Raw genomic sequence first — 12,467 nt, forward strand, 5'->3', positions numbered from 1 at the left:
GCTACGCCTCTGCCCCGTGGCACTTCTTGTACTTCTTGCCGCTGCCGCAGGGGCACAGGTCATTGCGGCCGACCTTCGGGATCTGGTTCACGATCTGTTTCACCTTTACCGCGCCTTCGCCCTGGGGCTGAGCGGCGGCGGCCTCGGTTTCGCTGGGGGCACCGCTGACGCCATAGTCGCTTGACGTCTCGTGCACGGCCGCAGTCTCCCGGTAAGCGCTGCGGGCCTTGACCGGTCCCTGGATACGAACCTTGAAGATCAGGTCGGTCACCTTGTCGCGAATGCCGCTCATCATCTCGTTGAAGTAGCGGTAGCCTTCCTTCTTGTAGGCGATGCGCGGATCCTTCTCGGCGAAGCCCACCAGCCCGATGCCGCCCTTGAGCATATCCATCGCGTAAAGGTGGTTCTTCCAGGATTCGTCGAAGATCTGGATCAGGATGTACTGCTCCAGCATCGACAGTTCCTGCCGCAGCACGCCACGGCCACGCTCCAACAGGATCTCACGCAGCGTCTGCGGCGCTTCTTCCGCGGCCTCAACGATGACGCGCTTCTTGTCCTTGTTGGAATCATCCAGCCGGGTGTCCTTCACCGGCGGGTAGAGATCTTCGACCTCCAGCTTCACGCCGAAGCGTTCGCCAAACCGCTTGATCAGCTCTTCTGTCGATGGATCTTTGCCGCCGTCCCTGGCCAGGATCTTGTCGATGTCCTTTTCAAGTTCGCCGCCGTGCAGGAACTTCTCCTGGTAGCCGACGAGCTCTTCCCGCAGCGGGGCGACCTCGGCGTTCATGAGCCGTTCGTAGGTGTAAGTGAACCCGTACTTGGCCCGGGCCCACATCGCGACAAACTGCGCGGCGTCGGGGATCTCGATCCGGCTGTTCTCGCCGACGACGCGCGTCAGTAGTTCGTCGATCGGATACTCGACCTCGCGCCGCGAATAGGCTTCACGTGCCTTGCTCTCGATCAGCTCGACAATCTCCGCGGCGTCCTTTGCCTGAGTGCCACGGCTGCCTTCCAGCACCATCGCCTTGGGGTCGACATCGATGTCGAACTTTTCCTTCGCCCAGCTCGACAGTTCCGTCTCGGCGTAGAGCGGTTCGAGGTACTTCTGGATGGCGTCGACGTCGCGCTTCTCTAGCTGCTCGATCGCCGCCTCGCGCAGCGTTTCGCGAAGCTCGTCGGCATCCATCTTCTTGATGCGCGACTGTGGCAATGCGACGCTGAAACGGCTCATCGCCCAGCTCGAAATCGCCGAGGTATCCCAGCCGGAGCGGTCTTCCTCATCCTCGCCCAGGTACTCGCCGAGGGTTGACTGAAGGTCTTCGCCGATCTGCGTGCGGGCCTGGTTCTTGATGTAATCCTCGAGGAAGTCGATCTCCCGGCGGCCCTTGATGTCGTCGGTGTCGAGCTGAACCTCGAAGTTCTGCCGGGCCCATTCGGCGATCGTCGCCGCAATGAAATCCTGGACGATGTACTTGTTGACCGCGTCCTCGATCGCTTCGCCGATCATGCCCCAGATGATTTCATCGACCCGGCGCCCGTCCAGCACGCGCTGCCGCGTGCCGTAGAACGTGGTCCGCTGGTAGTCCATGACTTCGTCGTATTCCAGGAGGTTTTTGCGGCCGAGGTAGTTGCGTTCCTCGACCTTCTTCTGCGCGTTCTGGATGCCCTTGGTGATGCGCTTGTCCTCGATGTGCATCCCCTCTTCCATGCCGAGCCAGCCGAGCACGCGCATCGTCCAGTCGCCGGCGAAGATCTTCATCAGTTCGTCTTCGAGGCTGACGTAGAACCGGGACGAGCCGGCATCGCCCTGGCGACCGGCCCGGCCGCGGAGCTGGTTGTCGATACGCCGGGCGGTATGGCGTTCGGTGCCGATCACGTGCAATCCGCCGACTACCTTGGCGCCAGGCTTGAGCTGGAAAATGTTCGCCAGCGGATCGGCTTCCTCTTCCTCACCGGTGACGTTGATTTCCTGCGTCTTGCCGGTCGCCCGCTGCTTGATGACGTACTTGCCTTTGCCCCCTTCGGGGGTCTCGATGACATCCCACGCCACTTCCGGCGCCAGCTTGATGTCGGTTCCGCGGCCGGCCATATTCGTCGCGATCGTCACGTTGCCAACCACGTTGCCGTGTTTGTCTTCGTGGGTACGACCGGCGACCAGCACGATCGCCGCCTCGCGTTCATGGAACTTGGCGTTCAGCACTTCGTGCTCGATGCCGTACTTGCGCGTCAGCAGGGCGCTGAGCATTTCCGATTTTTCGACACTCGTCGTGCCGACCAGAACCGGCCGGCCGGCGTCCGCGAAGAGCTTGATCTCTTCCAGGATGGCGTTCCACTTCTCCTGTTCCTTGCGGTAAACGCGGTCCTGGTTGTCCTGCCGAATGACCGGGCGGTTCGTCGGAATCGTGACAACTTCGAGCTGGTAGATTTTGCCGAACTCCTCGGCCTCGGTTTGCGCGGTGCCGGTCATGCCCGACAGCGCGCGGTACAGCTTGAAGAAGTTCTGCAGCGTGATCGTTGCCAGCGTCTGCGTCTCTTCCTTGATCTTCACCTTTTCCTTGGCTTCCACCGACTGGTGCAAGCCGTCGGACCACTGCCGGCCGACCATCTTTCGGCCGGTGTATTCGTCGATGATGATGACTTCGACTTCGCCGCTGCGGGGGTTGCGCTCGACGACGTAGTCCTTGTCGCGCTCGTAGACGACATGGGCCCGCATTGCCTGTTCCATCAGGTGAGGCCACTCGACGTTGTCGCCGACATAGAAGCTGCCCACGCCGGCAAACTCCTGCGCCTTGGCGATGCCCTCGTGCGTGAGATGGCAGCTCTTGCGGTCCCACTCGATCTCGTAGTACTGGGTCAGGCCGTCCTTCTTGCTCTCGGCCTCGGCCAGGTCCTGTTCCGCCTGCTCGCGACGCTTGGTGGCGGCGTCCTTCTCGGCCTTATCCTTGGCTTTGTCCAGGTCGCCATCGGCTGCCTTGATGGCCCGCTTGGCCGCGTCCACCTGCTTCTCGACCGCCGTCCACGGGCGATTGATCTCAATGATTCGGCGTGCCACGGCATCGGCCTTGACGTACTTGGGCGCGTCGTCGTGAGCGGCGCCGGAGATAATCAAAGGCGTGCGGGCTTCGTCGATCAGGATGCTGTCTACTTCGTCAACGATCGCGAAGTCCAGCGGCCCCTGCACCTGCTGATCCTTCGACGACTTCATGTTGTCGCGCAGGTAGTCGAAGCCGAACTCGCTGTTGGTGCCGTACGTGACATCGCACTCGTACTGCTTACGGCGTTCGTCGCCGCCCGGGTCCATGTCGGACTGGATGTAACCGACCGACAGCCCCAGCGCCGCGAACGCCGGCTTGATCCATTGCGAGTCGCGCTTCACGAGGTAGTCGTTCACAGTAACGACGTGGCAGTGGTAGCCTTCGAGCACGCGCAGGTAGCACGCCAGTGGACCGACAAAGGTCTTGCCTTCGCCGGTCGCCATCTCGGCGATACGGCCTTCGTACAGCACCATGCCGCCGATGAGCTGCACGTCGAACGGACGGGCCCGGAAGGGGGGCCGGCTTTCGGGGTAGAGCTTACGAATGGCGTCGTACAGCGGGACAGGGATCGCGGTGAACTGCCAGGGCTCGCCGGTACCGACGAGCCGACGATTGACCTCGTCGTAATGCTTGCGGGCCTCGGGATCGAGGCGAGCGGGATCGAACTTGATCCCCATTTCGTTCTCTTCGGGATTGAAAACCTGCCGCATGCCGATATTGCGGTCCATCGCCTCCCGCAGGATCGCCAGCGCTTCAGCACGAACGTCTTCGCTCTTGAGCGTCGGCTTGGTGTTGGTGACCGGATCGCCGGCCAGGCCGATGTGCAGTTCGAGGGTGCGCTCGCGGAGCTGGTCGTCGGTCATCTTGCGGACCTTTTCCTCCATCGCGCCGACGGCCTCGACCATCTTCCAGTAGCGTTTGAGCAGGCGGTCATTGCGGCTGCCGAACATCTTGACGAGCAGTTTGGAAACGATTGTGGACATGGGTAAATCTCAGACAGGGGGAGGACGACCGGAAGGGAACCTCGACCGGATGTCGAGGAGTTCCTTTTAGCGCCTGCCCGAAGGGCTGGGTTGGGACCACCGACGGTGTGACAGCAGGTCAACCCGCGAAGGTTTAGATTCAAACTCAATATCAGATGAAACGGGAGTGCGTCATCGCATCGAACCAGCTGGTGTGCGTTGGGCACACCAAGCGGTCCGCGGATTCAGACAACGAAAGGGGGAGGCAACCGAAACTGGAAGGGGCTCACCGGCTGATGTGCGATCGGCACCGAACCATCGACCGATCGCACCGGGGCAACGGCCACACCGCTGAGCCCGAAGAAGGCCTGCCGGTGCAGGACGATCGACACCCGGCCGCCGAGTGTTCGTGACAACCGCTGAAAGAACGACCCGCGGAGCGAACCGTTCGAAGCTTCGGCCTGGGTCTTGGCCTGAGGCTGGGCAGTGATCGACAGCGCAGCGGCTCCGCGATCGGCACAAAGTGCCGTCGTCACGAGCATGACTGCCAATACCTGTCGCGTCCGCCTCATGGTTGCAGAACCTCCGCCGAGTAGGGAGAACGATTGTCGCATCGGTCCGGCTAAGGTCAAGTTTAGGCGCGATTTCGCGGACGTGCGCTTCGACATCAGGGCAGTCGTGCGAGCGTTCGCGACACGAGACGTCGCGGCCGTCACGGAGGCCAATTCCGTTCAGAAAATCGCCAATTTGGGCTGAAAATCCGGGAATTCTCTTGCCGCCACGGCATTACGCGTTATCATGGCCGGGTCGTTTATCAGTCGAGGTTTCCATGCAGTCCGCCCACATCCATCCCTCACTTGCAACTCGCTGAGTCGATCAGCGTCTGGTTCTTCTTTTTATCCAATTACTGATTTGTGTCCGCTTCCACGGTTCGGTTCGGCACGCGGTTGACGTCCAAGTTGTACCAAAGCCCACGGACAGCAGTCCCTGGGGCGAAGGCCCACCGACTGCTGTTGGCGGGCGTCTTGGCAACTTGTGAACATGGCGCGTGAACTCCGAGTCCCCGGCGCGGACCAGGGAACATTCTTTGTGAGACATTCCAACCGTAGGAACAAGGGCCGCGCCCGCAGGGCGCCGGCCGGGTCTGCTTTGGACCGAGATCTGTTCGAACAGGCCCTTCGGGGCCACAGCGGCGCATCGGGCGAGTCGTTTGACGCCGCCCACGACCGCAAGACGCTCCAACTCTGCCGACAGGTGGAGCGGGCACTCTCGCTGGCGCTGGCCGGCGATCGTCACGAGGTGCTGCGTGACCTTACCGTTGACGCCGTCGAGCCGATGGGCTCGGCGGCGCAGCTTCTGGTGCGCGTGCTGGTGCCGGCGTCGGTGGAGGTCTCGGTGATCGAAGTCATCGGGATTCTCGACGGGGCTTCGCCCCGGCTGCGCGCCGTCGTGGCGCAGTCGATCTGCCGAAAGCGCACGCCGTCGCTTAGCTTTCTGCCCGTGCCGTTGCGGGCAGGGAATCCGAGTGACGTAACCGACGCGGGAAACCACACCGCGAACCTGGAGGGGGGCGATCATGTCGAGTGACAACGAAGACTTGCCCGCGTCCGTCACGTCCGTCGCGTCCGCCAAGGCGGACCCTACAGCGCCGACACTCGCCACTTGGCTCGCGTGGCCGCTGGACACACCGGTGAAGAACGCGATCGACCGCGCCCTGCATGCCGACGACGTCGTTCATGTTGCCGTCATGCCGGACGTTCACCTGGCGACGGATGTCTGCGTCGGCACCGCGATGGCGACCCGCCGGCTGGTCTACCCGTCGGCGGTGGGGGGCGACATCGGCTGCGGCATGCTCGCGATCGCATTCGACGCGACAGCCGACCTGCTGCAAGACGCCGATCGCGCGGGGCAACTGCTCCGCGCGATCGGCCGGCGGGTGCCGTCGCACCGGCGGCATCGCACGGCCAGGTTGCCGATGCCGGTCGATTGCGTCGCAAGCGATCTCTCGCATCCCGCACTCGTCGCCGCCGCCGGCGACGATGGCGGCCTGCAGTTCGGGACGCTCGGCGGAGGCAATCACTTCGTCGAACTTCAGGCCGATGAAGACGACCGCCTGTGGCTGATGATCCACAGCGGCTCCCGCGCGATGGGCCAGGTCGTGCGCTCGCACCACGTAGCCCGCGCGACGCGGGGCGCAACCATGCCCTTGCTGGATACGGAAACGGACCTGGGCCAAGCCTACCTCAACGATCAGGACTGGGCTCGCCGCTATGCCCGCGGGAACCGTATCGCGATGGCGGAGCAGGTGTGCGAAGCGATACACGAACTGACCGGCGTGACGCGAATCGAATCGTCACTCATCGAATGCGATCACAACCACGTGCGGCGGGAAGCGCATTTCGGCGAGTCGCTGCTGGTGCACCGCAAAGGGGCGACGCCCGCCGACGACGGCCTGGCCGGCGTGGTGCCGGGGTCGATGGGGACAACCAGCGTTCACATCGTCGGACGGGGTGAGCCGCAGTCGCTCCGCAGCAGCGCCCACGGCGCGGGAAGGCAAATGTCGCGAACGGTCGCCCGCGAGCGCTTCGGACGTCATGAGGTGCGCAGGCAGATGGCTGACGTCTGGTACGACCCGCGAATTCTTGACGCGATGCGAGAGGAATCGCCCAAGGCGTACAAGGACCTGCGCGCGGTGCTCAAGGCGCAGGAACCGCTGATGAAGGTGACAAGGCGACTGCGGCCGCTGCTCGTTTACAAGGGGAGTTGAATGTCGCTATGCCGCACGCCAGGCGCCCTTTGGGCTTGCGAGCATCTCAGGCTGAAGGATGCTGCCGGCGGGAATGGCCTGGCTGGTGCGCTGGCCGATGACCTCGGCCCAGTGCGCCGCCGAAACACCGGTGCCGGGGCGCTGCACGGTCAGGTCGTCGTGGCGGATTTCCTCGCCGGCCAGGAGTGTCCGGCGGACGACCAGACTCTGGCGGCTGACCTTGCGGACGTCCTTCTCGCACTCCAGCAGATGTTTCGCAGAGCTGCCGCGGAGCAGGTCGGCCTCTCGAATACTCTTCACGTAGCGCTCGAAATGGTGGGGGTCGGCACTGGCCGAATGGTCCGGGCCACGGGCGCTGCGATCATAAGTAATGTGCTTCTCCACGATCGTCGCGCCGGCCATGACCGCCAGCGCGCCGGCTGTTGCGTGAGTGGTGTGGTCGGAGAAACCCACCGGCACGTCGAATGCCCGATCAAGCTCGGTCACCCATCCGAGGTGCGCATCGGCCAGTTCGCACGGGTAGCTGCTGATGCAGTGCAACAGCGAGATCCGCGCGAACGACTCCTTCATCCAGCCGACGGTCGCGGCAACCTCTTCCATCGTCGCGGCACCGGTCGACAGGATCATCGGCTTGCCCAGCTGCATCGCTTCGTACAGCAGCGGGCGGTTGACCAGGTCCGGCGAGGCGATCTTGATCGCCGGCAGACGCAATGCCGCGATGGTATCGACGTCGTTGGGCGAAAAAGGCGTGGCAAGGGGGATGAGCTTGGCTTCGAGAATCGCCTTGACGATGACACGAAGGTCTTCCCGGTTCAGTTCATAGCGGCGAAGCATGTCGACCGCGTCGGTCTCCCAAACGCGGTCCTTCTGATAGTTCGCCAGACTGCATGAGGGGTGCATGAGCGCGGTGGCGCGGAAGATCTGCAGCTTAACCGCATCAGCGCCGCATGCGGCCGCGATGCGGACCAGCTCGATCGCCTTCTGCACGTCGCCGTCGTGATTCACGCCGATCTCGGCGATGACGAAGGTCGGCTTCCCCGGGCCGATGCTTCTGCCGGCGATATCGATGTGTTTGGCGGGCGAATGGGCGGTATCGCCGGGGACGATGGTTGGGTTCATGATGCTCTCCTGAGCCTGGCGTCTTCGCGGTCCTGCTCGGCCCGATCGGCTGCTTCCCGCATGATGCCGTCGGCGATATACAAATCGCGACGGCTGTCGATCTCGACCGTGTCTCCGGGTTCAACCGCGAATCCCCGGCGGTCGACGCCGAAGAACGCGTGTGGATCAGATCGATTCGCCCGGCCCCGCTCCAGGCTCGCCCGCGTGACGGCGACCACGCCGCCGTCGTGCAGGAATAACGGTTCCAGGTCCTGCCGCCGGTGAATGCTGCCGGGCACCACGGCCTCAACGACGTCACCCTTCAGCCTCGACATCCAGCCCGGATGCCACTTGCCGACCGGGATAAAGCTGCGAACCGAGTCGCAGCCGGTGCTTTCGAGCATCTCAATGGCCCGGTCGATACACGCGGCAGGGCGGATCGGCACATTGCCATAGAGCACCACGACGGCTTCGGCGTCGAATTTGTGCTGCACTTTCATCTGATCGACCGCATGCAACATGACATCCTGGACGCTGGCGGTATCGGTCGCGAGATCGGCCGGCCGCTCGACGGCGTCAAACCCGTTGGCGATCCCGAACCGGCGGACGAGCGGGCAGTCGCTCGAAACGACGACCCGCGTCAGCCGCCCGGCCGCGCGGGCGTGCTCCAGCGTGTACGAGATGACAGGGCGTCCCTGAAGCGTCAGGAGATGTTTGTTGGGCAAGCCCTTAGAGCCCGCGCGAGCCAGTACGACACCGAGAACGTTCATTATGCACTCCATTGCATTGCACAGCGTTCTTGTAGGGCGGGCACTGCTCGCCGAACAACGCTTTGCGACTTACGCCCTGTGCCACTCCTTGCACTTTGCGCAAACTGCCAACTCTTCTAATCGGCCATCCGCGTGCAAATTCCGCAGTGCGGCAAATTTTGACTGCCAGATGTGAGATAGCGCATCGTCGCCGGTGCGTCCCTGTACCTGACGACCGGCGACGTCCTGCTCGCAGGTGGTGAAGCACCCGTCCGACAGCACGGCCAGGCGTTCCCGCAGTCGCCGGCAGGGCACACGCAACGGCGGCGACATGTCGGCGACCGCCACATCGGGAATCAGCCCGGCGAATGTGCTCGGCCCCAGGATGACCGCCGAACCGACCGCGCGGAGCCACTGGTCATACCAGGGTTCCATCTCCTGCAGGTTCTGTCGGCATTTGGTGAACAACGGGATCACCAGCGGAGTTCCCCGATTCAGCGCCGCCCGCCGGGAGACCAGCCCCTGCACGTTGCCCAGCGCCAAAGCGTAGGCATCGACGCCCATGACTTGTGCGTAGGTCTGCGCCGCGAGCGCCGGAAGGTGAATCGACACCAGGTCCGCCGGGGACTCGGCGAGCGCGGCGATCCGTTCGCCGTCGCCCGACAGCAAGTCCGTCTCGACATTGACCGCAATGCCATGGCCGGCGGCATGGCGGATGACCTCAATGCAGTCGGCGTGTAGCAGTGGGTCGCCCACGCCGGCCAGCGTAAGCCGGGTATCGTCCAGCGCCGCCATCTCGTCGATCAGCCGGCGGGCAACATCCAACGGCAGGTCGGGGCGATCCGTGGCGGCCGAACCGGCGGGGGAGAAGATGGGTCGGGAGTCGCGGCGGGTGGTCAGTTCCAGGACGACTTCGCGGGGGAGATCGCCCCCGGGCACACCGCTTTGTGCCCCTGCGGCCATCCGCGCCACGATCGACTCGGCGTCGGTGCCGACGAGTTGGCCGTTCAGGTCGGCCGTCGCCGACTCGACGCGGGCGATCTGCCGTTGCGACGTCAGCGTGTATCGATGAACGGATCGGGCGACGGTCGTCGGTGTTGCGGCGCAGCCGTCCTGGGCGATCGGCTCTCGGCTGACCTGGTCGGGGAAGTAGTGCAGCAACCGGCCCGGATGGCTGTTGGCGGCAGCCAACCGGTCGACCAAGGCACGTGGCAGCAACATCGCACCCAGTCCCGTCGCCGCAGGCGTGAACACGAACTCGGCCGCGGGCTTCGCGTCGAACTGGGTGATGACAGCCGACAGCAGCGCCGGATCGACCAACGCCGCGGCCGGATCGACCAGCAGCACGGCCTGTGCATTCCACTGCTCGGCGACGGCCTTGACCGCGGCCGGGTGAAACCCGGCGTCGAAAGACGACGTTCCCAGCGGCCCGCCGCGCCACCCGTCCGCCCATCGCCGGGCGGCGGAGACAGCGTCCATCGCAGGGCATGCTTGGCGAGCACCCTGGCTGATCACCTCCGCACCCGCGGCCTCGGCAATCGGCCGGACTGCGGGCGCCTGGTCGTCCCAGCAGAGCAGGGCGATCGCGCCAACGGCGTCGCACCGCCGCACCCGCCGTAAGGTCCAGGCGAGCACCGGTTCGCCGCGGAACTGCCGCGTAGCGCTGTTCTCGGTCGCACGCTCATGGAGCAGGGACACGAGCGTGAGGATGGAGGTCGAGGTTGTCATACCAGGTGGCATTACGCCCGCCCCGCTGGTGTGGAGCCCAAGGCAGCGCCGCGGGCGTTTGCGGAAGCGACTTCGCGTCTCTGGTCGCTCTGTAAGCTAGCGGCCACCTCATCCATCAGCTCTGCAAATCGCGCCGCCGCTTCCATCACGCTTCTCACGTTCGCGATGTCCCGGTCCACCTGCCGTCGCTGACGCTCGGTCGGGTCGAGCTTGGCCATCTTGATCCGCCGATCCGCTTCGAACCGGCTGAGCTGTGATTTCTGCGTCAGTTCCGTGACCAGGTCGTACGTCGCGCCGAACCGGTTCATCTCCGCGCGCAGCGCATCGATTTTCGTGATCGCCTGATTCACCTTGTTCTGGTCGTTGATATGGTCACGAATGGTTTCGAGCAGGGGCAAGGTCTGACGACTGATGTCTTCAATGCCTGCCGCTTCATCCCGCCGCTTACGCAGGCTGGCGGCACAGTCGGCCGTGCGGTCCCAGCGCGATCCGCCATGGTCGGACAGATCGACCGGAAACGACTCCTGGCAGTGCGCGTCGATCGCGTCGGCAAGCGGCATGGACTTCGCGCCGCGCTTGGCGGCACCGCCTTCGGTGGCATCGATGATCGTCCGCTTGCTCTGCAGGAAGTCGCGTTCGAATTGCTGCAGGTAGGTGAACAGCCGCTCTTCGGTGTACATGGGCCTGCCCTGGAAATCGGGGATTCGGCGAAGAATGAACCGCTCGCGGACGATCTGGTCCCACTGCTTCATCTCGGGCGTGCAGAACCGTCCGAACTCCGGCCGCCAGACGTCTTCGTAGCTGGTGCCGGGGGCGTAGCAGAGCCCGTCGGAGAACCCCAGATCCTGACCGAGGAAAATGATCGGGTCGCAACCGAGCCACTCGGCGAGGTAATACGCCAGGTGCGCGACCGTCGCCCCCGGCGGCAGCTTGGCCTTGTTCGGTTTCATCTCGCGCAGCAGCGATTCGGCGAAGTTGCTCCCCAGTAGCGATACGTTGCCGTCAAGCATCGCGAAGATCCTGCTCGTCGCTTTCGGCTCGGCCACCAGTTCCGTGCGCAGCCGGCGACGTCCGTCGCCATAGGTTTTCGGCAGGTTCTCAAAAAACCGCGTACAGATCTCGTGGTAGTCCAGCGACGTGACAAAGTGCGGCTCAATGCCCATTTCGAGCAGCGGCTTGAGCGTCGTCTGCACTGCAATGATGACCGCCTTGTCCTGGATTGCCGGCAGCAGGTGCTTGTTCTTCCGGAGCGAAGGCCCGGCCGACACGATGATCGCGGGCCTGCCCGCGAAGCGGTCTTTCAGCCGGCTCATGCAGGGGCTGGCGACGTACCAGCCGATGTTGCGGGCAATGTTCTCGGCGGTCTTGGCGCTGTTGAGCAGAAACGTGTTCAGGCTCGTACGCGCGAAGCTCGCGAACTCGGCAAGCCACTGCTTGTACTGGGCGTGGAATTCAGGCGCGACCTGCAAACTGGGCCCGTGTTCAATCGTCGTCGTCCCGAGCGAGAACATCGCCAGGTGCGGCTGCAGCCGGTCGAGCAATGCGGCTTTGTCGAGCGTGGTGAAGAAGCCCAGGCGATTGGCGGACAGCAGCTTGCTGAAGTCGCGCAGCTCGAACGCCGTCCGTAACAGCCGCAGGTCTGGCTCGAAGACAAAGATCGGGGCCTCGTCGCCGGATCGGGCGGCGAGCGCCTCCACGTGATACCCCAGCCCGAAGCCATGCACGTAGTAGATGGCCGGCTTGTCGGCACTCGCGGAAGAAACCAGGCGATCCGCCTCGGCGATCGGATCGTACTTACTGTGGAGTTGCACCACGCGGCCGCCGGCCGAAGCCGGCAGCGCGATCGTGGCGACGCCGGTTTTGGCGGTTGCCGCCGGGTAGGGTTCGTCGATCGCCTCGATCCGCCGGGCCAGATCGGCGTCCAGCGTCCAGAGCACCTCGAGATTCTTGAGGTACGGTGCATCCTCCGGCAGAACGTACCGCCGGTCCGCGCTGGCCGGATCGGCGTTGATCGTGGCGTCGGGAATGGCGGACGTTGTTGCGGCCATGCTTGGCGATCGGGTAGCGTAATTCCGGCGGAACGGCGCAGGTTCAGCCCGCTGGCACAGCCGTAAATGTTTTATCGGAC

Annotated in this window: 8 protein-coding genes; 2 read left to right on the forward strand and 6 right to left on the reverse strand. The window is 64.1% G+C overall.

Features of this window, described 5'->3' with window-relative positions:
* Window position 1 precedes the first annotated feature (1 nt).
* The gene (gene secA, locus IPV69_RS22550) at window positions 2–4,018 is read right to left on the reverse strand and encodes a preprotein translocase subunit SecA (RefSeq protein WP_206291985.1); all 4,017 of its coding nucleotides are present in this window, start codon (window positions 4,016–4,018) and stop codon (window positions 2–4) included.
* 224 nt (window positions 4,019–4,242) lie between these two features.
* Window positions 4,243–4,569, reverse strand: a complete 327-nt coding sequence (locus IPV69_RS22555; protein ID WP_206291986.1) for a hypothetical protein — start codon at window positions 4,567–4,569, stop codon at window positions 4,243–4,245.
* Window positions 4,570–5,146: 577 nt separating this feature from the next.
* On the opposite strand from IPV69_RS22555, the gene IPV69_RS22560 reads away from it, so the two are divergent.
* Both IPV69_RS22560 and IPV69_RS22565 read left to right on the forward strand, forming a co-directional pair.
* Window positions 5,147–5,584: a hypothetical protein gene (locus IPV69_RS22560; protein WP_206291987.1), complete on the forward strand. Its 438-nt coding sequence runs from the start codon at window positions 5,147–5,149 to the stop codon at window positions 5,582–5,584.
* On the forward strand, window positions 5,574–6,764 hold the full coding sequence (locus IPV69_RS22565) for an RtcB family protein (protein WP_206291988.1): 1,191 nt from the start codon (window positions 5,574–5,576) through the stop codon (window positions 6,762–6,764). The genes IPV69_RS22560 and IPV69_RS22565 overlap by 11 nt, the downstream gene beginning before the upstream one ends.
* A 6-nt stretch (window positions 6,765–6,770) precedes the next feature.
* Here the strand turns inward: IPV69_RS22565 and IPV69_RS22570 are convergent, their stop codons facing one another.
* The 4 genes from IPV69_RS22570 to IPV69_RS22585 form a co-directional block, all read right to left on the reverse strand.
* On the reverse strand, window positions 6,771–7,883 hold the full coding sequence (locus IPV69_RS22570) for an N-acetylneuraminate synthase family protein (RefSeq protein WP_206291989.1): 1,113 nt from the start codon (window positions 7,881–7,883) through the stop codon (window positions 6,771–6,773).
* Window positions 7,880–8,632: an acylneuraminate cytidylyltransferase family protein gene (locus tag IPV69_RS22575; protein ID WP_206291990.1), complete on the reverse strand. Its 753-nt coding sequence runs from the start codon at window positions 8,630–8,632 to the stop codon at window positions 7,880–7,882. The genes IPV69_RS22570 and IPV69_RS22575 overlap by 4 nt, the downstream gene beginning before the upstream one ends.
* A 69-nt stretch (window positions 8,633–8,701) precedes the next feature.
* The gene (locus IPV69_RS22580) at window positions 8,702–10,309 is read right to left on the reverse strand and encodes a radical SAM/SPASM domain-containing protein (protein WP_206291991.1); all 1,608 of its coding nucleotides are present in this window, start codon (window positions 10,307–10,309) and stop codon (window positions 8,702–8,704) included.
* Window positions 10,310–10,350: 41 nt separating this feature from the next.
* On the reverse strand, window positions 10,351–12,387 hold the full coding sequence (locus IPV69_RS22585; RefSeq protein WP_206291992.1) for a motility associated factor glycosyltransferase family protein: 2,037 nt from the start codon (window positions 12,385–12,387) through the stop codon (window positions 10,351–10,353).
* Window positions 12,388–12,467 lie beyond the last annotated feature (80 nt).

It is taken from the genome of Humisphaera borealis (genome assembly GCF_015169395.1).
GTDB classification, from domain to species: Bacteria; Planctomycetota; Phycisphaerae; order Tepidisphaerales; family Tepidisphaeraceae; genus Humisphaera; species Humisphaera borealis.

Coding starts and splice junctions, on each gene's coding strand:
- secA (WP_206291985.1), bottom strand. CDS start 4,018: ATGTCCACAATCGTTTCCAAACTGCTCGTCAAGATGTTCGGCAGCCGC.
- IPV69_RS22555 (WP_206291986.1), bottom strand. CDS start 4,569: ATGAGGCGGACGCGACAGGTATTGGCAGTCATGCTCGTGACGACGGCA.
- IPV69_RS22565 (WP_206291988.1), top strand. CDS start 5,574: ATGTCGAGTGACAACGAAGACTTGCCCGCGTCCGTCACGTCCGTCGCG.
- IPV69_RS22570 (WP_206291989.1), bottom strand. CDS start 7,883: ATGAACCCAACCATCGTCCCCGGCGATACCGCCCATTCGCCCGCCAAA.
- IPV69_RS22575 (WP_206291990.1), bottom strand. CDS start 8,632: ATGAACGTTCTCGGTGTCGTACTGGCTCGCGCGGGCTCTAAGGGCTTG.
- IPV69_RS22585 (WP_206291992.1), bottom strand. CDS start 12,387: ATGGCCGCAACAACGTCCGCCATTCCCGACGCCACGATCAACGCCGAT.